This is a genomic window from Bacteroides sp. AM44-19 (genome assembly GCF_003603395.1).
Taxonomy (GTDB): Bacteria; Bacteroidota; Bacteroidia; order Bacteroidales; family Bacteroidaceae; genus Bacteroides; species Bacteroides uniformis.
Genome location: NZ_QTNB01000002.1, coordinates 290,010 through 313,499 on the forward strand (window position 1 = coordinate 290,010; position 23,490 = coordinate 313,499).

The window sequence follows — 23,490 nt, forward strand, 5'->3', positions numbered from 1 at the left end:
TCCAGATTTTAAACATCAATAAGACTTATAGAATATGAATATAAATAGAATGTTGATGCTTGCGACTGCCGTTGCCTCTCTCACGGCAAATGCGCAGGTAAAACTCAACGACAAGAATGCAAATGCCTATGATTTGGGTTACGGTGTGGAAATAAGCAATTTCCTCAGCACCGCTTCCGCTACCACAATCACAGGCGAAGAATTGCAGCAGACTTCGGCAACTAACCTTGCCCAGGCCCTCTATGGACGTCTGCCGGGCCTCACGGCTCTATCGCAAGGCGGCTTCTCAGGCGATGAAAATAAGGGTGCCACGTTTAATATTCGTGGCTTTCACACGCTTAACGATACCGGCATTCTCATCCTCGTCGATGGCTATGAGCGTCCCATCGACCGCCTCAGTGTAGAGGAGGTGGAGAGCGTTACCGTCCTCAAGGATGCTGCCGCCACGGCACTTCTTGGCCATGAGGGTATCAATGGCGCTATACTTGTGAAGACAAAGCGTGGCGCTGAAGGCAAGACACGTGTCAAGGTGGGCTACAGCCATAAGTTCCAGTTCGACCCTGAATTCGCAGACATGGTGGACGGTTACGGATATGCCAGCGCTTTCAATCGTGCCCGTCGCAATGACGGACTCTCTGCCGCATACACCGAGCAGGAGCTTAACCTCTTCAAGGACGGTTCCGATCCGTACTTCTATCCTAACGTGAACTGGCGCGACCTTACTTTCAAGAACACTGCCGAGGAAGACCATGCATACGTTTCGGTGTACGGAGGTACGAACAAGGTGAAATACTACACCCATATCGATTATACCGATGTGCGCGGTGCTCTCAAGGATACCAAGCAGGCAGACTACAATGCGCAGCTGCGCCAGTCGAAGGCCAATATCCGTACCAACCTCGACTTCAGCCTCACCAACACGACTCTCATGTCGGTGAACCTCTTCGGTATGTTCCAGGAGAGCAAGCGGCCCTCAGACCTCAATGCTGACGATGCTACAGCTGCTGTCTACGACCTGCCGGCAAGTGCTTTCCCCTACAAGACCTCAACAGGTATCTGGGGTGGTAACGAGGCGTACGGTGATGCCAACCCCATTGCCAAGATTCAGGAGTCCGGCTTCTACAAGACCCATCAGCGCCAGCTGTGGGTGGATGCCAAGCTGTCGCAAAAGCTCGACTTCCTGCTCGATGGCCTGAGCGTATTTGTCAGTGCCGGTTATGCCAATTCGTCGATTTACGCGGAGAATTCGCACAAGTCACACCAGTATGGCTATGAGCGTTACACCGGTGCCATTGGTGACAAGAACAACGTAGCCCTGAACACATTCGGCAACAAGGAGACCAACCTCACCTTCAGTAACTGGAATGCCGGCCAGTGGTGGAAAGCAAAAGCTACCCTGGGTTTCAACTACAAACGTTCGTTCTTCGACAACGACCACTTCAATGCTGCCGTTCTTTATGATAACAGTGGTTCGAGCACTGACGGACGTGGAAACACCTACTATCGTCAGAACATCATGGGAGTCTTCCACTACGATTTTCAGAACCGCTACGTTGCCGACCTTGTGCTTGCGGGTAACGGCTCCAGCCGTACCTATCCCTCCAAGTGGGCATTCTCACCCACATTGTCGCTCGGCTGGATTTACGCTGACAACAACGAGGGTCTGCTCAACTACGGTAAGTTGCGCGCATCGGCCGGCATCCAGCATACCGATTATATGCCTACCTATGGCATGTGGCTTCCTACATGGGATGTTACGCACGGTTATGTGGTTATCGGCAACAACTATGGCGCTACATGGGGCGCATCGCTTGGCTCCTTCCCGACCACCGATTTCTCGCAGGAGACATCTACGAGCTTCAACTTGGGCACCGACCTTCGTCTGGCAAATGCTCTTGACATCTCTGTGGATGCTTTCTACCAGCTTCGCAGCCACATCATGCTCTCTGCAAACTATGAGAATTCATCGGTGGTGGGTATACAGTCGTCATACAACGATGTTGGCGAAGTCAAGAGTTACGGTCTTGAGTTAAGCGCCAAGTATGCGAAGAAGATCACTTCCGACCTCAATCTCAACTTGGGCGCCAACTTGTCGTGGGCACGCAATGAGGTGAGCAAGTATATCGGCACACCTACTTATCCGCTGAGCAACCCTGTAGGCCACCGTGTAAACGAGGCATGGGGACTCAAGTCGGCAGGCTTTTTCAAGAATCAGGCCGACATCGATGCCAGCTATCGTCAGGAATACTCTACCGTAAGCCCTGGTGACATCAAATACCAAGACCTCAACGGTGACCAGGTAATCAACGAGTTCGATGTGACCAGTCTCGATGGTGCTACTGGCATCCCTGAACTCAACTATGCCTTCAATGTCGGTGTTGAGTATAAAGGTTTCGGTCTGAACGCATGGTTCCAGGGCACTGGCAACTACATGAAGTATCTGCCGTCAGCCATATGGGGTGGTATGGCCGACAACGGCAACCTTTCAGTGGACTACTACAACAACTGCTGGGATGTGGCTGGCGACAACGCTCTCTACCCACGTCTGACAACTCAGAACAACAGCAACAACAGCCAGGCAAGCAACGTATGGTACAAACCTGTCCACTTCTTGAAGATGCGTAACATCGAGGTTTACTATAAAGTTCCTGCAACGGTGCTCTCGAAGCTCTCTCTTAGCGCAGCCAAGGTGTTTGTTCAGGGCGAGAACCTTCTTTCCTTCGACAACGTCGACGCTATGGATGCCGAGGTACTTTCGACGGCATATCCCATGTTCAAGGGTGTCAACATCGGTGTCACATTAACTTTCTAATTAAAAATACATTTATGAACAAGATAAAATATGCTTTTTTAGGTATAGTTGCAGTAGCCTTTGCAGGCTGCGCCGATCTGGATTACAACGAAGCTTCGAATCGTGACGAGGACTGGACCTACAACAGTCCCCTCAATGGTGTCAAGGCTCTTGTCTACGATGTCTACGCACAAATGCCGAGCGAATTCAAGGATAATTCCTACGGTAATGGCGCCATGATAGCCAGTGCCACAGACGAGTCTGAGTTTGCACTTTCCTTCTCGCCCATTCACAAGTATTTCAACGGTGGTTGGACTCCTTCGAACCCTTTTTCAATTACATGGGATAGGTCATACCGTGCCATCACTCAGGTACACATGTACCTTGAGCGCATCCACAAGATAGACCTGTCGGATTATGAATATGATCCCGACTATCAGACCATGGTACAACAGTTTGAGATATTTCCTTACGAGTTGCGTTTCCTTCGTGCCTATTTTTACTTCGAGTTGGTACGTGCCTACGGTGATGTGCCTTTGGTGACCACAACCCTCACCAATGAGCAGGCCAACAGCGTGGAACGCACTCCGGCCAAGGATGTGTTCAGGTTCATCATCAATGAATTGGATGCCGTGGCTGAATACCTGCCCGTGTCGTATAATGACATTCCCGGTCAGGAAATCGGTCGTGCCACCCGTGGTGCTGCCCTTGCGCTGAAGGCACGCGTGCTACTTTATCAGGCTTCACCTTTGTTCAATACAGACAATAGCAAGGAGCTTTGGAAAGAGGCCGCTGCTGCCAGCAAGGTAATCATCGATAATGCACAGCGCTGGGGCTACAAGCTCAGCGAGTATGCCAACCTGTGGGGGCACGATACATTCACCAATCCTGAATTTATCTTTGTTCTTGGCACTCAGGCAAGCAACACCTTCGAACAGTACAATTATCCTGTGGGTGTGGAGAACGGTAACTCCGGTAACTGCCCTACACAAGCACTGGTGGACGCATACGAATATCAGTTCGATGGCAAGACATTCAAGGAGAAACATCCTGGAGATGTCGATGTGACCGCCGAGAATCCATACGATGGCCTCGACCCGCGTTTCGCACTCACTGTAGTGAAGAACGGCGACCTCTGGCCGTCCAACACCGCTCAGCAGATTGCCATCGAGACGTATCAGAACGGCTTCAACGGTGCTCCTAAGTACGGCGCAACTCCCACGGGCTACTATTTGAAGAAGTTTGTGGACGGCAATTGTATCACCACAGCCAACAACCAGACTACAACACGCCACAACTGGATTGTGATGCGTCTGGCCGAGGTTTACCTCAACTATGCGGAGGCCATGTACAACTACTACGGCAATGCTGACGAACCGGGCGATTTTGGCATGTCGGCCAACGAGGCTGTCAATGTGCTTCGTAACCGTCCGGACATCATGATGCCTGAATTCCAAGGAAACAATGGCTTTGAAGAGCGCTACATGCGTGAGCGTATGGTAGAGCTTGCTTTCGAAGGGCAGCGCTTCTGGGATGTACGTCGCTGGAAGAAGGGTGCCGAGTTCTTCAAGAATGTGGATGTGGCAGACTTCAAACTGGATGGAAACGGCAACTTGATTCTCAATCGGGTGACTAAGACTCGCCAGTGGGACGAGAAGTACAACCTCTATCCGATTCCGCAGTCTGAAATTCAGAAGAATGGCAATCTGAAGCAGAACCCCAATTGGTAAAACAGATTCAACGAAATTTCAAACGAATAAGATTTATGAAAAAACATATTATATATCTTCTGGTCTCAGGATTCGCATTGCTGTCGAACATGGCACTGACCTCGTGCAGTGATGATGATGTGGAGGATGCCAACGATGTGCTTGTGGTGAAGTCCGTCCTGCCTACAAAAGTTATGGAAGGACAGGTTGTCACCATCACTGGTACGGGTCTTGAGAAGGCCACTTCCGTTGTGTTCCCTGGCAATGTCTCTGTGAACAACATTACCAAAGTAGGCAACGGCTATATCTCTGTAATAACTCCTGCCGGCGTTTCTGCAGAGGGGGGAACAGTAACAATAGAAGCCGACGGTGAATCGGCAGAGTCGGTCATGACGCTGACTATTGGCAAGCCCGAGCCTTTGCGTGTGGCTCCTCTTGACAAGGAAATAAAAATCAACGAATGTGTGGAGGTGTACGGCAACGACCTCGAATTTATCACCAAGGCTTACTTCCCCGGTGAAGAAGGCAAGGACATTGTTGTAGATGCAAGCAACTTTAAGCGTAAAGCTACCGGTTCTCTCTACATCTATTCGCCAATGGGTATAAAAGCCGGACTTGCCCAAGTTGTCCTCGAAGACTGCAGCGGCAAAAAATATACTTTGCCAGAGGTTACGTTGTCTGACGAGATTGTAGGTGGCAGCGAAGAAACCGGAGGTGAAGGATACACTCCAATCTGGAAAGGCGATGTCTATATCTACGATTGGGCCAACTGGCAGTATCTGACATCAGACCAGCTGAGTCTTGAAGGTTTTCAGATTCAGGAAGGTCTTATGATTCGTCTTACCTTTGATAATCCCGATGGTGCCAGCGTATGCGTATGTGATGGCAATTGGGGGGCACCCGATGTTGACGGCGAAGGCAATAACACCGTGTGGGTTGCTGCAGGTACTACCGAACTCGAATTTCCCATATCGCAGGGTATGGCAGAAACTCTGAAAGCTGGTGGTGGCATCATTGTCGGTGGTGGTAACTACACACTGAAGAAGATTGAGTTGTTCCGCGAGTATCCTACACTTTGGGAGGGCGAATACACTACTGGCTGGTGGTGGTATCTCCCGGCATCTGAGCTTGACCTCTCGGCAATAACGCCAGAAGCCGGCCAAACTATTAAGTTCACGTTCACTCACCATGATGCTCCTCAGACTTTCTGTCTGTGTGATGGTTGGTGGGGTGCTCCTTTCATCCGCGATGGCGGCGAAAGCGGTAACAACATTGTTCTTGCCGCTGGTGAGGACTTTCTGGAATTTGAAATCTCGGAAGGTATGGCGGCAACGATGAATGGCGAATCCGAAACCGCTCTCATCATTGGCGGTGACATAACAATTACCAAGATTCAGATTAAGACAGATTAAACTCTATACAAAGGAGTCAGAGCCTGATATCTGTAAACATTTTAAGTCTGCCGGAGAGCTAAAGTTCTTCGGCAGACTTTTTGGTAACTTATGCTTGCCGCATTTCCTCTTTTTATGTGGTTTAGTATAACCCATCCGAGGTTGTCGTGTTTCGGTTGCGCTCTCTTCTATAAAGTTTATTTCTGCAAACATCTGTCATGCTGTCACACAAAGGGGGGTATCCTTTTGACCATAAGCCGATTAAAGCGTGACAGATACCCGTGATAGATAGAAAGCATTACAACCATCCGCCACACTTTCCCACTTTTATAAAATATTGCGTTGCATATTTGTTTTGTGGGCTATGAAAATAGCTATAGTCTTAGTTTTCGGTATGAAACTTTTGGTTTTGAAGCCAAATACGGACAGTTTTTGCAAGTAAAACTATTAGTTTCAAGGCTTGAAACTCTTGGTTTATACAGTGAAAAACTATCATTCCAGCTTGTCGGGTGTCAGCAAGGGTATCTGCATAAAACGGCCGAAACAGACACTTTTCGTACGAAAAGTGTCTGTTTCGGCATAAAGGTGCTGTATTCTGGAGCAGATTTGAGGAGTGATACCCTATTTCCTTTTTCTGATTGCTGTTATATAGGGAACATCTCATTTGAGGAACGGGTCACCGTTCTTGTCTTTGCTCACTACCCAGCGGAAAGCATTAACCAATAGCAGGTTCTGTGTACCGTCGATAAACTCTTCGTCACCATGCCCCATATTCAGGTAAATCATTCTGTAATTCTTGTTGGACCATACGATGGGGAAGTCGCCAAAATTCACTACATCCTTGATACCCAGTGGATAGTTCTTGGGAGATAGGGACAAGAGTACTTCTACGTCCTTGTTCTGGCGGGGGCTGGGAGTCCATTGGTACCATTCGCTGGCGGGAGCCACGAATGATGCAGGCAGATTCTTGGTAACGGGATGTTCTTCGTTGTCGACTTCGACCAATACCGGCTGGGGAGGCCAGTTGTTGCAATAGAACACCCCACCACCAAGAAACTTAACGAACCAGGGCCAATGCGTGTTTTTGTCGTTGTAGGCAGCTGCGTGGAAACCTACCCAACCGCCTCCGTTTTCCATGTATTGCTCAAAAGCATCGCGTTCGGCCTTGGTGTTGGGGGATGTGTTAAGCATGATAATGACATTGTATTCTTTCAGTTTCTCGTATGGGTATTTTGAAAAATCGGTAGTAATATCCAGAACAAAGCCGTCACCGTAATTGAGCTTCTTGAAGAAAGTGGTTGCTTGTTCTGCAAATTGTACGTGTGCTTCTTCCGCATGTTGCGTGTAATAAATCAAGGCCTTGAAGCGAGGAGCTTTGGCATAGTTTGCCGGATAACCTTCGGGGACTTGTGCGTACGTCAGCAGGGTGCAAGCCGTAAACAATAAAATAAACAGATGTTTCATAATTTGTAATTTATAATTTATAAGTTATTAATTCTCCATTATCTAATATTCCGCAATCAGAGACAGCCATTTGCCTGCCGAGGTAATCCATACCTCTTTATAACAGGCATTGTTGGTTTGCGGCCAATAGGGGACATCGTCGTTACCCAGGGTACGGATACCAACGGGCATCTCTCCTGTCATTTCTCCCGAAGAGAAGGTATTCAGTTGCGGATAGTTGTGTCCTTCTCCATAAATCAAGGATTGTCCGAAAGGATTCTTGCCTACGGTCCAGTACAACTGTTCCAGACCGATGTTGAGCAGTTCCTTGTCCTTCAGGAAGTTTCCGCAGATGGCGGCGGACTTTCCGTTGGAAAGATGGATGGCGGTATTGCCGTTGAAAATGTTGAACCACACGGGGAAACGTTTCATGTAGTGCTCTTTGTCCAGTTGTACTCCTCGTTTAATCTGTTCCGTGTACAGTTCCTTGGCATTGGCAGGGGGAAACAGATGGAGGGCGTAGAAGTTGGTGGTATCCTTATATTCCTCTGCATGGTAAACACCGCTTGGAATCATACCGTAGGGATGGGTATACTTCATCATTCCTTTCAGATACTCTCCATATAGTTGTATGGAATTCACCCATTTAGGATAATCGGGGTGCTCCTTCTGGGTTTCGCAAAGCATCACCATGGCCTGCATATAGACCTGCTCGCGCGACTGGTGTATGTAATGTACGATGGATTTGCGGGATTTGTCCCGGTAGAAGAATCCGCGTGTCCCGTCTTTGTCTTTCAGCGGTTCCGTGCGCTGGCAGTCGAGGGTGTAGCGGATGTATTCGGCGGCGATGTCCGCATAAGAAGGTTTTCCGGTCAGCTTGTATAATTGGCTTGCCGACCAGGAGATGGTAGCCATATACTGACTTTTCGAAGTGTTGTAACTGTGTTCGTAAGGCTGGACGAACTGGTCGAAGCCATCTTTTTTGAACTTCTCCATAGCAAAAGCGAAATCTTCTTCGGCCACGCGCAATAGGTATTCCTGCAGCATCGGGTCGTTGTCCAGCGTCATGGAGGCGTAAGCTTCGTATCCGGCATAGAGAAAGTTGTCAAATGCCATGTTCTGTACACGTACGGAAGATATGTCGTCCAATGTATTGAACACACCGTCTTGCCAGATAAGCAATCCCATGCTGCTGGCGCGGTAACCATCGCCGTAGCGGTTCTTTAGGATGAACTCTACTCCCCATTCCGCCTCTTCACGCAGGCGGGCGGCGAGGGCTGGGTTGATATTTCTTTGTTTATTATAGGCTTCGAGCAGAGCAAAGGTCACGTCTCCCGTCTGCAAGGTTTGCTGAGACAAGTCTCCTGCATCGTGCCATCCGCCGGAGTAGGAGATGCTGCGTCCGTCATGTCGGGACATGAGGTCTACGTGGCAGGTGGAATGCTTGCCGGGAACCGGATGTCCACAGCGCTGGCAGAAGATGAAGTTCAGCACTTTCCATTGTGAATCTTCCCAAAGTCTTTCTCCAATCCGGAAGGTGGGAGTTAGCGATGTTCCGACCTTCAGCTGATACTCTCCGGGATTATTGAAGGAGGTGAAATCAATAAGGCCAAATTCTCCGAGAGTGGTTTTCTCTTTTCGGATGTCTCCTTCGTAAGCTATTTCTCCGGTTGGGGTAAGCAGTTGGAAGCGCTTTCCGGCGTCTATGGTGAGGTTTGTGTTGATGAGGGCGGTTTTGGGGTGGTTGACGGCATAGCCGGTTGTCGAGTAGGAGATTTTTCCATCGGCAGGTATCCATCCGCTGACTTTCTCAGGGGCTTTCACCGTTTGCAGTTGTAGATTGTCCAGGTAGTAGATAGCTGAATCTCCTGTAGTCCGGTCTTTGCCTTTGAGGGCTGTGCTGAAGGTGATGGATATCACCTTGTCGCGCTGATACTCGTCTATTTCGAGGAAGCATTGGTTCCACTCCTTATTAATAAGGTTAATGAGGTGTGAACCCGAAGGCTGATTATATCCTTTCTTGGCAGGAGTATCTGCATTGCGAAACGTGAGGTTCATGTTGACGATGCGCGCGCCGTCGCAATCGGGATAGATGGAGAATACGATGCGGTTGTACTTCTCCAGATTGGCGCCGTCTAGATGATAGGTAACACTGCTGTTTCCGTAGGTGGCATAGTCTGGGTCGGAAGGAGAGCCGGTCGCCCTTTTCCCGGTGAATGTGGGGAATTGCAGTTTGATGCTGCCTTTGCCGGAAACGGTCTTTTCCGTACTGAAGGACATGCTTCCTGCGCCGGAATGACTCCATCCCTCTGTACCTGCCGAGCGGGTGAGAGGAGCGCTTTGCAAGACCTCCTTTTTCCATCCGTTGGTTTCGAAAGAGTTTTCAATATCCAGGGGGAGGGGTTGATGTATCAGTCCGCTTTCGTGGAGTTGTCGTTCCAGTTTGGGGTCTTGGGTCAGACGTGTCTGACCGTATGCGGCAATACTGCCGAGAGATAAAAGGTATAAAAATAATAATGTCTTTCTCATGTTGATGTCAACCTTTGGTTTCGGTTGCAATGTTAGCCATTATTAGGCAGAAGGAGGTTTGAAAACTGCCATAAAAGCTTTAAAAGCTATCCGAAGTAGAGGAAATATGAATTTCGGTAGATGTATAATCCCTATGATGTACGACTTATAATGCCAAAGAAAATACTAAAATCGTATTTTCATAACAGAAGAAAATTGTAACTTTGCGAAGTTATGTCACAATGTTAACCTATGATGCGTATCTTGATTTTAATAATAATGCTGTTGCCATGTTCGCTTGGTATGTATGCATCTGCAATAGATAGCCTTTTGTCTGTTCTGGATAAGACTATCGTGATGCGTAGACAATACGAGGAAGAAAAAGAACGGTATATTTCTTTGATAAAGGATGAGTTGAAGCAAGGGAGGCTTACTGACATGGAGCGTTATCTGATACAAAATCGTCTTTTTGCCGAATATAATTCTTATATTAGTGATTCTGCATTACATTATATAAATGAAAATATTCTTATTGCCACACGGCTAAATAATAGGCAATGGATAAATAGTTCTATATTAAATAAAGTACATATTCTAAATACTTCGGGCCTTTTTGTTGAAGCAATGGAATTGCTGAAATCGCTTCCTCGTAACACGTTGGAGGGTGAAAATATAGTGGACTATTATGTATGTTTTGAAAACCTATATCTCTATCAGGCAGAGTACGCCACTGATCGGAACTACGTGAACAATTATCTTCGGATAGCAAATTTGTATAGGGATTCTATAATCAGCCTAGTACCGGAAGATACTTATAGATATGTAGTCGTGCATGCACCTCAGCTCATTGACCAGGGAAAAAGTCAGGAGGCTATATGTTTATTGAAGAATTTTTTACCTCGGTTGAAATCCAATACGCGTGAGTATGCAGTAGCTACTTCAATTCTGGCTTTTGCTTATCATGTCGTGGGGAACAAGCAGAAAGAAATGGAAGCACGTATTAGCAGTGCCATTGCTGACATTAGGGCAGTGGTGAAAGAAAATTATTCTTTGTGCGCATTAGCGGAATTACTTTATGGAATGGGCGATTTGGAACGTGCTAATCACTATATCAAGATTAGTATGGAAGATGCTAATTATTATACTACTCGGTTGCGTAGTTCGCAGAATTCCAAGATGCTTCCGCTCATAGATCGTGCTTATCAGCAAGAAAAGGAAATACAGCAACAGCGGCAGAGAATGTTTATTACAGGCATATGTATCCTTTCTGTTTTCCTTCTATTGACAGTACTGTGTGTGCTATGGCAAATGAAAAAATTGTCTTATGCCCGTAAAAAAGTTGTTGCTGCCAATTCCCAATTGAGTATATTGAATAGTGAATTGAAGAAGCTGAACAAGTCTCAACATGAGGCTAATGAACGATTATTGCATACTAATCAGACTCTTACGGAAGCCAATCATATTAAGGAAGAGTATTTGGGACGTTTCCTCAGTTTAAGTTCCTCTTATATAAGTAAGATGGAAGAATATCGCCGCATATTGAACAAGCAGGCTGCTGCCGGTAAACTTGAGGAGTTATATCGTACATTGAAGTCCGACCGTTTCATAAATCAAGAGTTGAAAGAGTTCTATCACAATTTCGATGTATCTTTTCTTAAGATATTCCCTAACTTTGTAGAAGAATTTAATCGTTTGTTGCCAGTTGAAGAACAATTGCATCCTAAAAATGAAGAATTGCTTGTTACCGAACTGCGCATATTTGCACTGATTCGTTTAGGTATTACAGACAGTGCGCGTATTGCAGAATTTTTGCGTTATTCCATAACTACCATCTATACTTATCGTTCCAAGCTAAAAAACAAGTCTCTTTGTAAAGAGGACTTTGAAGAACGAGTGATGAAAATAACTTCTTTTTGATTTTATCCTCCTTTTGAGGCTTTCTTCTGCCTTAAAAAGTTTAGAAATGATTTAGAAATTAGTAGCAATAGCATTTTTGTAATGCGTTGTATTATAGTTGATTGCCTGTTGCAGGACTTTAGATTTTTATCTCAGCCCAAATCGTGCGTTTGTTTTGATAATACATTTGCATCAATCTATTTATTGTTTAACTAATTTCTAATAAGATGAAAAAGAAAAGTCTAAAGAGATGCCTTAAAAAGCGCATGATCCTTTTACTGGGTTTTCTTATGATGACTGGTGTTGCTGTTGCGCAACAACTTCAGGTACAAGGAAAGGTGACCGATGCAACGGGTGAAGGTCTTATCGGTGCAAGTGTATTGGTAAAGGGTACAACTTCGGGGGTGATAACTGACATTGACGGTAACTATGTGTTATTGAATGTCAATCCTGATGCAATACTTATTTTTTCTTATGTAGGTTACCAAACGCAGGAACTGAACGTATCCGGTAGAAACAAAATTGATGTTGTCTTGCATGATGACCAGCAGGTGTTGGAAGAAGTTGTAGTAGTGGGTTACGGTTCATTGAGTAAAAAAGAAGTTTCCAGTTCCATTGTACAAGTGGATAAGAAAAATTTTAATTTGGGGGCTATGAATAACCCGATGGAAATGGTATCGGGAAAAGTCGCGGGCTTGAATGTCAATACGCAGGCAGCTGCCAATCCTAACTCCAGTTCTTCATTACAAGTACGTGGTGCAACATCTGTTTCTGCAAGTAATAGTCCTTTGATTGTCATAGATGGTGTGGCAGGTGGCGATATCCGTAACATCGCTGCACAGGATATTGAATCTATTACGGTATTGAAAGATGCGGGTTCAGCTGCTATTTACGGAACGCGAGGTGCTAATGGTGTGATTTTAGTTACAACGAAACGTGGCTCGGGTGAAGCTGGAAAAACGGTAGTCACATATGACAGTTACATCGCTTTTAATGTAGCTAAGCCCTCTCCGGATATTCTGTCGGCTGATGAATTCCGTCGTTCGAGACGAGGTACAGACTATGGAGCCGACACTGACTGGTATGGACTGATTACTCGTGATGTAGCATACGACACAAACCAATATATATCTATTGATGGTAGCACAAAGAATGGTTTCTATGGTGCTTCCTTCAATTACAAAAGTGCCAATGGACTTGACATCGTGAGTGGTCGTGAAGAATTTGGAGGTCGTTTTTCTATGGAACAGCGTGTACTGGAGAATCGCTTACAATTCAACGGTTCGTTGAGTGCACGTCGTGTAAATGAAACCTGGGGAAATGATGGTTTCTTCGATAGGGCACTCACAATGAATCCTACAATGCCGGTATATAATGCAGACGGTTCGTATTATCAGCCTACTTCTCCTACGGGTGCAACCAATCCGGTTGCGGAGCTTGCTTTGAGAGATAACAACGGCCAGCGTATGTATTTGTTGGGTACGGCTGAGGCTAAACTGAATATTTTGCAGACAGAAAAGCATTTGTTGAATACAACATTAAGTTACTCATTGCATTACAATGACATGAAGCAACAATATTATGCTTCGTCTGCCGGTTCGGAGTCCTATTGGAATGGTTATAAAGGACGTGCGGAAATGAAGTATCAGAAATGGTACACCAATCGATTGGAGTGGTTGGGAAATTATGCACTGAACTTGGGCGACCACAATATTAAGGCTGTAGTGGGCTATACTTATGAGAAGTCTATCTGGGAACAGATTGGTGGTAGTAACAACGACTTCTCTTTTGATAATACGAAATATTGGGATTTGGGCAGTGGCTCTTATCTGAAGGATGGTTTGGCAAGTTTATATAGCGGTCGCTCTGAATCGACACTTATTGGCTTCTTTGGTCGGTTGAACTATAATTGGAAGGATATGCTTTTTGCATCGGCTTCGTTGCGCTATGAAGGCTCTTCCAAATTTGGTGCTAACCAAAAGTGGGGGTACTTCCCAGCAGCTTCTTTGGCTTGGGAAATGATGGAGATGGGCTTTATGAAGAATACCCGGAAAGTGTTGACCAGTTTGAAACCGCGTGTTTCTTTCGGAATTACCGGTCGTTCGGATTTTGATGCTTATAAATCACTTTCTACTTACAATACCAATGGTAGTTATCTCTTTGACGGGCGTTGGGTAACGGGCTATGCTCCCTCTAGTAATGCTAATCCGGATTTGGCTTGGGAAAAGAGCGTTGCGATTAATCTGGGTGTTGATTTTGTTCTATGGAATCGTTTACGTGGTTCAGTGGAGTATTTTGACCGTAGTTCTAAAGACTTGCTTTATACGTACACGGCACCTCAACCGCCTTTTGTCTATTCCACTATTTTGGTTAACGTTGGAACAACGAAAAATACCGGTATAGAAGTATCTTTGGATGGTGACATCCTTACTAAAACAGCAGTGAAGTGGACGAGCGGAATCAATTATTCTTATGGGAAGACTAAGTTGACCAAACTTTCTAACGATATTTACAAGGCATCTTATCTCGACCTTTACTTAAAACCGGGTACTGGCTCCAGCGAATATTTCTTCCGTGTGCAGGAAGGGGGAGAGATAGGGCAGTTCTACGGTTATGAATATGCAGGTGTTGACGAAAATGGCAATATGCTTATTTTGAATGATAAAGATGAGCAAATACCGATTTCTCAGGCTGATGCCAAGTATAAACGTTATATTGGCAATGGTGCTCCCAAGCACTTCTTGTCTTGGAGTAACAACCTGACTTGGAGAAATTTTGATTTGAGTGTATTCTTCCGCGGTACATTCGGTTTTGATGTATTCAATATGCGTAAATATGGTATGGGGCTTCAGGGATGTGGTACAGATAATGTTCTTCGCTCTGCGTATCTGGAAGATAAGAATATCCGTACCGGTGGTGGAGTAATATCTTCCTATTTCCTGGAGGATGGTAGCTTCATAAAACTGGAAAATGTAACCTTGGGATATAATTTTACTCCTAAGAACCGTAAGTTACTGGATAATATGCGCATATATCTGTCTGCCAAGAATCTGTTTACCTTGACCGGATATTCTGGTAATGACCCTTCAATTATAGACGTGAATGGTATCCAGCCGGGAGTAGATAGTAATAGTGCTTATCCTACAGCAACTCAATTGAGTTTAGGTGTGACTCTTCGCTTCAAATAAATGAGAAACAAATTATTAAAAATATGAAAGATATGAAATATATAAAATGTCGTTGGTTATTGGCGATGATTATGTCATGTTCACTTTTCTCTTGTACTAATTTGGACGAGGAAGTGTTCGATCGTGTGGATGCCGGAATTTATTATCAAGATGAGACGAGTGTTCAGGGGGCAGTGGCAGCCATCTATTCGAAAGCTGCATATAGTTATTTGGAATACTTCTGGTATTTGCAGGAGTTTTCTGCCGACCAGGTGGCATGGCGCAGTTGGAACGGTGGACTTTGGGGATGGGATGAGGCATTGAAGTTTGCTTTGTCTTCACATACCTGGACGTCAGAATCAACCATTATTCGCCAAACTTGGGAGAATGCGTGGACCACTATTGGGCTTTGCAATACGCTTATTACAGATTTGCAGGCAATCAGCCCCGCATCTATACGCATGACTGAGGATGCTTTGAATAGTTATATTGCCGAAGTACGTACCCTGCGTGCTTGGGCATACTACAATATCTTTGAGATTTGGGGTGGAGCACTTCCCTTGAACATTTCTTCGGGTGCGGAAATCCCTGGTTCTGCAGATACTGATTTTGATAAGGGGTGCAAGATTATCTACGATTTTATCAGTCAGGAATTAGATGAGTCAGTTACAGATCTTATGAAAGAAGATGGTTCTGGAAAGACTCGCAACCGCATGAACCAAGCTGCCAATCGTATGATTAAGATGCGCTTGTTGCTGAATTCTGAGGTGTTTATCAAACAAAACAGTTATAATGAGTGTGCCACTCTTTGCCAAAAAATTCTGAATGGCGATTATGGTACTTACAGCATTACCGATGACTATCGCGATATTTATTCGATAAACAATGTAGAATGTCCGGAAGTTGTAATGGCATTGGCGATGGAAGTCGGTCAGGTCAATACCGGTTGGATGCGTAACATGCCTTTCATGCCTTACAATTGTTGGGATTACTTTGGAGGTACATACAGCCAGAGCGGATGGAATTGTGTATGCTTGGCACCTTCATGGGATAATTCTGGAAATGTACAGCCGTATGGTGGTACTGACAATCCTAAGAGCTTTCTTACCGACTACGGTGATAAGTTAGGAGCAGTTTATGAACGTTTCCACGATAAAGATATCCGTAAGCAGAACTATGTGTATAATGAAACAACAGGAAACTATCAAGGCATTTTTTTGAAAGGGGCTATTAAAGCCAACTATGGTAAGGGTGCGGCTTTGAAAGCAGATGCCGACCGTGACGGTCAGGATTTGGTTTATGTGGATCAGGTGGGTACATTCCTTAATTTAGGACGTAATCTGGAGACTGTCATGTCACCTCGCTGGGGTGAAACGAATTCAGGTGTCCGTTTGGTAAGATATCCGGTTTATCCGGAGAGTGCAGGCATTGATTTCCAAAACATCGATGAGGTGGAATTCCGTTTGAGTGAAGTGGTCTATACTCTTGCTGAATGTAAAATGCGTGCAGGTGATACGGAAGGTGCTAAAGAACTGGTATATAGAGTTAAAACACGCTATTTTACAGATAAATCGGCTCTCGAACAGCCCGGTCCTGGTTTTACATCCTTTGATATGGATTGGATGTTGAGTGAATGGGGACTTGAATTCTTGGGAGAGGGGCGTCGTCGTCGTACAGACTTGCGTCGTTTCGATAAGTTTACGCAAGGGCAATGGTGGTTCTTTGGCCGTGCCACGGACGACGGTTTAAGCTATCCGGCTAAACGTGACCGCAAATACGAGTGGTATCCCTTGCCCCAGTCTGCCCTTATGGTAAATCCGGGACTGGTACAGAATCCTAATTATTAATCATCCTATAATAATAGTAACAATGAAAAAATATATATGTAATCCGCTATGGCTTTTGTTGCTTTTTGTAGCTTTCATCAGTAGTTGTGACAAGGAGGAAATTGTGTTTGACCATGAGTTGCCGCAATTTGAACTTCGTAGCGATGCTATCTTGCTGGAGGTGATTATGCCCCAAGGAACTGGTGCCGATGAAATAATTTATATTGCAGGCGATTTCAATGGAGGTCAGGATGCTGCTTCCGGAGACCTTAAGTGGCAGATGGAGAAAGCTGCAAACAATGATGTTAAATGGGGCATATACCTCTATCCGGAAGATTTTGTTAATGGAAAGACACTTGCCGATGGCTTTTATTTCGTTTCTAAGACACAAGGTATAGAGCGTACTTTGCAGAATGGGGATGCTTTACATCAAATTTCGGCTAAGGTAGGTACTCGCACTGATATAACGGTAACCCGCTGGAATGCTTATTTTGAGGAGCCGGAAGACCCAAGTGAAGTGACCCACGACGGTTATGCTGTGTTCGTGATGGACAATACAGGTTGGGATGCACTGACACTTTATGCGTGGGGAAATGATTTGCCGGAACTTTTTGGAGGTTGGCCCGGTATTTCACCTACTGGTAGCGTTGAGATAAAAGGAATTACCTATAAATACTTTGATACAGGTGAAGCAAATAAGGGATTGGTTTACAATTTGATATTTAACGATAATGGAGTAGGTTCACAATTTGATGGACCACAGAACTTTACTCTTGACCGTGACATATATTTGGAAATCACAGAAAGCGGTTGGACGGAAATAGATCCGGATGCAGTGGTCATCCATGATGGTTATACCATTTTTATTGAAGACCAGTCCGGATGGGCAGAAACAACCATATATGCGTGGGGAAATGATATACCGGAACTCTTTGGCAGTTGGCCAGGAATATTACCAACCGGTAGTGTTGAGATAAAAGGTGTCACGTATAATTATTACGATACAGGTGAAGCAAATAAGGGATTGACTTACAATCTGATAATGAATAATAACAATGGAGGCTCACAATTTGACCTCGCAGCAGTGACGCTTGATCGAGATTATTATTTCCGTATTACGGACATAGCTGGTGAGGAGATTGACCCTAACAATCCGGACGGAGACTCTGAACCGGAATCTGAAGCGGCTTTTGTTTCTAATCAGAATAATTTCTTGAAATGAGTTTTGTATAGTAATGAAGATGTTAAATGACCTATTGGTGGAATGAGATTGGGGATAGGATATCTCTTTTCAATCTTGCGGATATATGTCCCAAGGCTTGGTTTTTCTATCCCAAGTCTTGGGATAGAAAAACCAAGCCTTGGGAAGAAGTTATCTCTTAGCTCTTTTGTTTTTTAGTATTGGCTTCCGGGATTTTTAGTATTAAGGCTTAGTATCTTTTCTGCCAATGCCCATTACTGGAGAGTTTGGATGCTCCTTTTGCAGATATCAGTTCCGCCAATGAGTATAAGTATAGATAAAAAGTAGAAATATGAAAAAAGTAATAATTGCGACACTGCTCTTTACGATGCTACATTCTTGTATGGGGTGTAGTGATAGTCAGAGTGACATGGAACCGATTCCCGTCCCACAGGAAGAATACATGGCTTCGGATATGGTGATTTATGAGGCAAATCCCCGCATTTTTGCCGAAGAAAATGCGTTCTCTGCCATCAAAGCAGAGCTTGACCGTATTCAAAGCCTGGGGACTACCGTGCTTTGGCTGATGCCTGTAAATGAGCCGGGAGTACTGAAAAGTGTGAATTCACCTTATTGTATAAAGGATTATAAAAAGCTGAATACACGTTACGGAACAAAAAAAGACTTGAAAGAACTGGTAGATGCTGCCCATGCCAAAGGAATGAAAGTGATTCTTGACTGGGTTGCCAACCATACTTCGTGGGACAATGCTTGGGTGACTGAGCATCCGGATTGGTATACACAGGATGCAAATGGCAATGTGGTACAACCTCAAGAACAGCCTTGGGCGGATGTTGCTGACTTGAATTTTGACAACGAAATCATGCAGCAAGCCATGATTGATGCCATGAAGTATTGGGTAACAGAAATTGGTATTGATGGATACCGTTGTGATTATGCCGAGGGGGTACCAGATGCTTTCTGGAAGAAAGCAATCGCCGAGCTCCGTACACTTGACAATAATTTGCTGATGCTTGCCGAAGGCGGAAAAACGTCTTTAATGAACAATGGTTTCAATCTGCTCTACGGCTGGAACTTCCATAGTAAACTGAAAGACTATTATGCCGGTAAATGCTCACTTACTGACCTTTATGCTATGAATACTTCCGAATTGGAGGGAATGCCGAAGGGTACGTTACGGTTACGCTATTCTACTAATCATGACCAGGCAAGTGAGGCTTCACCGATAGAATGTTATGGCGGTGAGCGTGGTGCCATGTCTGCTTTTGTATTGACGACTATGCTCGAGGGGATACCTCTTATTTATAGTTCGCAGGAAGTAGCCTATCCGCGGTCACTTAACTTTTTCAATTACGGAGTTATAGACTTGAAGTCCAATGAAGTCTTTGCGCAAGAGATGGCAGAAATCATCAGAGCCTATAAAGCTACGAGCAGTGTACGTGGTGGTGAACTGGAAGTTTATACTACCGGAGATGCCGCTTCATTTTATCGGGCAGCAGGCAGTCATGGCATGTTGGTCATGGTGAATACCGCCAATGAGTCTGTACAAGTGAAAGTACCTATGGAGCATGCTGGCAAGACCATGACCGATGTGATTGCCGGTGTGGATGTGGAGTTGCCTACAGTAATGACGATGGAACCTTATCAATATTTTATATATCAACAATAACGGATGTATATGAAACATGTATTATTAACAGTTGTATTTCTGGGAATTGCTTGTGTGGCGATGGCACACGAATTGTTATCTCCCAATGGGAATCTGAAACTCAATGTTGTGCTTGATTCCGAGGGGGGGCCGGTCTATAGCTTATATTACAAAGGAGAGCCGGTTGTAGAACCTTCTGCCTTGGGAATACTTATGGAAGAAGCGGATTTGTCAAATGGCTTCCGGATTCTTGATGCAACAAATTCTACTTTTGATGAAACTTGGATGCCTGTATGGGGAGAGTATGAAAAAGTCCGTAACCATTACAATGAACTTACTGTCACTTTCTCACAACCGGCAAAGCACGACCGTACGATGATTGTACGTTTTCGATTGTTTGACGATGGACTCGGATTCCGTTATGAGTTGCCGGAGCAGAAAACCATGAATTATCTGACGGTAAAAGACGAACTGACGGAATTCAATCTGACCGGTAATCATACACTCTATTGCATTCCCGGTGATTATGATACGAATGAGTTTGCCTATACTACTGCGGCCATTTCCGAAGTGCGCGAAGCTATGGAACGTAATCTACGTAAAAAAGGATATGAAGCTAAAGCGACTTCATTCACAGTACAAACACCCCTTATGATAAAGACTACCGAAGGACTTTATATCAATATTCATGAAGCTGCCTTGGTAGATTATTCTGCCATGTTGCTGAATGTGGATGATAAAGAGTTTAACTTTTCTGCTCATCTTACTCCCGATAAATTAGGAAAGAAAGGATATCTGCAATTACCGTTGCATACCCCGTGGCGTACAATTATGGTTAGTGACGATGCACGTAGCATCCTTGCTTCTCAGTTGATTCTTAATCTGAATGAACCTTGTAAGCTGGAAGATACTTCTTGGATTAAGCCACAGAAATTTATCGGTGTCTGGTGGGAGATGTTTACTGGTGGAGGAGGTACATGGGCATATAGCGACTATTATAAGGCTAAACCCGGCATAACCGACTATTCAAAGTTAACTCCTAATGGACATCATCCGGCCAATACTGAACATGTGAAAGAGTACATAGACTTTGCGGCGGAGAATGGTATTGATGCGGTATTGGTTGAGGGTTGGAATGAAGGTTGGGAAGATTGGGCATCCTATCGTAAGGATCGTCAGTTCCTTTTTGACAAACCTTATCCGGACTTTGATGTTGCGGTACTACATGCCTATGCCAAATCAAAGGGGGTAAAGATTATCATGCATCATGAGACGGCTGCTAATGCTGCCGATTATGAGCGGCAGCTGGATGTAGCCTTTCAATTTATGGTAGATAATGGCTATAATTCTGTAAAGACAGGATATGTGGGCTCAATCATTCCCCGTAGTGAATATCATTCCTCACAATGGATGAACAATCATTATATACATGTGGTGAAGCGTGCTGCTGATTATAAGATTATGGTAGATAGTCACGAGGCTGTTCGTCCCACCGGCTTGTGTCGGACCTGGCCCAACTGGGTAGCGCAAGAATCTGCCCGTGGTGGTGAGTTTGAATCTATGGGGGGCAATGATCCGGATCATACTTGTATCTTGCCGTTTACTCGGTTGAAGGGTGGTCCGATGGATTACACTCCTGGTATTTTCCAGACAAAACTTTCGTATTATAATAGTTCGAAACCTAAAGGTCAGGCGGGTACTACATTGGTAAAACAATTGGCTCTATATGTAACGATGCCCTCTCCGTTACAGATGGCAGCAGACCTGCCGGATAATTATCGCCGTTTTCCCGATGCGTTTCAATTTATTAAGGATGTAGCGGTGGATTGGAGCAATTCTTGGTATTTGGAAGCCGAACCGGGTGATTATATCACAGTGGCTCGTCAAGCCAAAGGAAAACAAGAGTGGTATGTAGGTGCTATTACCGACGAACATCCTCGTACGGCAACTATTCCTTTCTCTTTCTTACCCGAAGGAAGGAAATATATTGTTACCGTTTATGCAGATGGTCGGGATGCAGACTGGAAAGATAATCCGCAGAGCTATGACATCCGTCGTGGCATAGTAACGTCAAAGAGTGTGCTGCGTCAACCTTTGGCAAGTAGTGGAGGGGTGGCTATCAGTGTTCGAGAAGCAACAAAAGAAGAGGTAAAAGGATTGAAGAAATTATGAAGCTTGTCCGTACATAGTAATTATTATGTTGCGGATTTAATACAAGCATTTAAGAATTAAAGTTAGCAATTGGAAAGGCATAGTCCGTGAGGATTGTGTCTTTTTTCGTAAATTATTCGTCATTTCTTATTTTCTTTATTATAATTTTTCTATATTTATGCCGTTATGGCGAATTGTTGACAGAATAGGAAAAGAATAGACCATTTAGGTATGAATAGAGAATGCCGGGGATTTGACATTTTATCATTCTTTAATCAAAATATAACCGTAAAATTTAGCTGTTTTGAAAAGTTTTCTTATATTTGCGGTGTTATTCATTGACATTTTGTTTGAATAGCGTAAAGTCAACAAGGTAATAACCTTTAAAACGTAATATTATGAATATCGAACGTATCATGACCTCTTTAGAGGCAAAGCACCCCGGCGAGTCTGAGTATCTTCAAGCCGTAAAGGAAGTTCTTCTTTCCATCGAAGATATCTATAATCAACATCCCGAGTTCGAGAAAGCGAAAATTATAGAACGTCTGGTTGAACCTGACCGTATCTTTACTTTCCGCGTAACGTGGGTGGATGATAAAGGTGAAGTTCAGACGAACCTTGGTTATCGTGTGCAGTTCAACAATGCCATTGGCCCGTACAAAGGCGGTATTCGTTTCCATGCTTCCGTAAATCTTTCTATCCTCAAATTCCTGGGATTTGAGCAGACTTTCAAGAATGCCTTGACTACATTGCCTATGGGTGGCGGTAAGGGTGGTTCCGACTTCTCTCCGCGCGGAAAGAGCGATGCTGAAATCATGCGTTTCTGTCAGGCCTTCATGCTGGAGTTGTGGCGTCACCTCGGTCCGGATATGGATGTTCCTGCCGGCGATATCGGTGTAGGCGGTCGCGAAGTGGGCTATATGTTCGGTATGTATAAGAAGTTGACTCGCGAATTTACGGGCACATTTACCGGTAAAGGCTTGGAATTTGGCGGTTCGCTGATTCGTCCTGAAGCAACAGGATTCGGCGGCTTGTACTTCGTGAACCAGATGTTAGAAACTAAAGGTATTGATATCAAGGGCAAGACCGTTGCCATCTCCGGTTTCGGAAATGTGGCTTGGGGTGCTGCTACCAAGGCTACCGAATTGGGTGCCAAGGTTGTTACCATCTCCGGTCCAGACGGTTACATCTACGATCCGAATGGTATCAGTGGCGAAAAGATAGATTATATGCTGGAACTCCGGTCATCGGGCAACGATATTGTGGCACCGTATGCCGACGAATTCCCCGGCTCTACTTTCGTGGCAGGCAAACGCCCGTGGGAAGTGAAAGCGGACATCGCTCTGCCTTGCGCTACCCAGAACGAGTTGAACGGCGAAGATGCACAACACCTCATTGATAACAAGGTGACATGTGTAGGCGAAATCTCCAATATGGGATGTACGCCCGAAGCTATCGATCTTTTCATTGAAAATAAGATTATGTATGCACCGGGCAAGGCTGTCAATGCAGGTGGTGTGGCTACCAGCGGACTGGAAATGTCGCAGAATGCCATGCACCTCAGCTGGAGTGCAGCCGAAGTGGATGAAAAACTCCACGCCATCATGCACGGAATTCATGCTCAATGCGTAAAATATGGGACAGAACCTGATGGCTACATCAACTACGTGAAGGGAGCGAATATCGCCGGCTTCATGAAGGTGGCTCATGCCATGATGGGTCAGGGAATTATCTAAGAGAGAAACTTTGTTTAGTTGTA

Annotated in this window: 12 protein-coding genes; 10 read left to right on the top strand and 2 right to left on the bottom strand. The window is 45.0% G+C overall.

What is annotated here, in order from left to right; all coding sequences use genetic code 11:
• Positions 1 to 34: 34 nt before the first annotated feature.
• Genes DW947_RS05655 through DW947_RS05665 form a run of 3 tightly spaced genes read left to right on the top strand, consistent with a single transcriptional unit; the run spans position 35 to position 5,912 of the window.
• A complete protein-coding gene (locus tag DW947_RS05655; RefSeq protein ID WP_117588435.1) occupies positions 35 to 2,812 on the top strand; it encodes a SusC/RagA family TonB-linked outer membrane protein in 2,778 nt (925 codons plus the stop codon).
• Positions 2,813 to 2,826: 14 nt separating this feature from the next.
• Complete coding sequence (locus tag DW947_RS05660) at positions 2,827 to 4,521, top strand: RagB/SusD family nutrient uptake outer membrane protein (RefSeq protein ID WP_117588436.1); 1,695 nt, start codon at positions 2,827 to 2,829, stop codon at positions 4,519 to 4,521.
• Between the two features lie 35 nt (positions 4,522 to 4,556).
• Positions 4,557 to 5,912, top strand: a complete 1,356-nt coding sequence (locus DW947_RS05665) for an IPT/TIG domain-containing protein (protein WP_229077978.1) — start codon at positions 4,557 to 4,559, stop codon at positions 5,910 to 5,912.
• A 639-nt stretch (positions 5,913 to 6,551) separates the two neighbouring features.
• Here DW947_RS05665 and DW947_RS05680 read toward each other — a convergent pair.
• On the bottom strand, positions 6,552 to 7,355 hold the full coding sequence (locus DW947_RS05680) for a ThuA domain-containing protein (protein WP_022401156.1): 804 nt from the start codon (positions 7,353 to 7,355) through the stop codon (positions 6,552 to 6,554).
• Positions 7,356 to 7,397: 42 nt separating this feature from the next.
• Entirely contained in the window at positions 7,398 to 9,863 is a 2,466-nt protein-coding gene (locus DW947_RS05685; protein WP_098031946.1) for a glycoside hydrolase family 9 protein, read from the bottom strand.
• Positions 9,864 to 10,094: 231 nt separating this feature from the next.
• On the opposite strand from DW947_RS05685, the gene DW947_RS05690 reads away from it, so the two are divergent.
• From DW947_RS05690 to gdhA, 7 genes are all read left to right on the top strand, one after another.
• Positions 10,095 to 11,759, top strand: a complete 1,665-nt coding sequence (locus DW947_RS05690) for a DUF6377 domain-containing protein (protein WP_005827019.1) — start codon at positions 10,095 to 10,097, stop codon at positions 11,757 to 11,759.
• Between the two features lie 206 nt (positions 11,760 to 11,965).
• Positions 11,966 to 14,926: a SusC/RagA family TonB-linked outer membrane protein gene (locus DW947_RS05695; protein ID WP_005827017.1), complete on the top strand. Its 2,961-nt coding sequence runs from the start codon at positions 11,966 to 11,968 to the stop codon at positions 14,924 to 14,926.
• Positions 14,927 to 14,958: 32 nt separating this feature from the next.
• Positions 14,959 to 16,752 carry a RagB/SusD family nutrient uptake outer membrane protein gene (locus DW947_RS05700; protein ID WP_005833034.1) on the top strand — a complete coding sequence of 598 codons (1,794 nt, stop codon included), beginning with the start codon at positions 14,959 to 14,961 and terminating at the stop codon, positions 16,750 to 16,752.
• Between the two features lie 22 nt (positions 16,753 to 16,774).
• Positions 16,775 to 17,953 (top strand): hypothetical protein, encoded by a 1,179-nt coding sequence (locus DW947_RS05705; protein ID WP_005833032.1) that lies wholly within the window; start codon positions 16,775 to 16,777, stop codon positions 17,951 to 17,953.
• A 310-nt stretch (positions 17,954 to 18,263) separates the two neighbouring features.
• On the top strand, positions 18,264 to 19,601 hold the full coding sequence (locus tag DW947_RS05710; protein ID WP_044468601.1) for an alpha-amylase family glycosyl hydrolase: 1,338 nt from the start codon (positions 18,264 to 18,266) through the stop codon (positions 19,599 to 19,601).
• Between the two features lie 3 nt (positions 19,602 to 19,604).
• Entirely contained in the window at positions 19,605 to 21,752 is a 2,148-nt protein-coding gene (locus DW947_RS05715) for a glycoside hydrolase family 97 protein (RefSeq protein ID WP_016272962.1), read from the top strand.
• Between the two features lie 377 nt (positions 21,753 to 22,129).
• A complete protein-coding gene (gdhA, locus tag DW947_RS05720) occupies positions 22,130 to 23,467 on the top strand; it encodes an NADP-specific glutamate dehydrogenase (RefSeq protein ID WP_117962705.1) in 1,338 nt (445 codons plus the stop codon).
• The last annotated feature ends 23 nt before the right edge of the window (positions 23,468 to 23,490 follow it).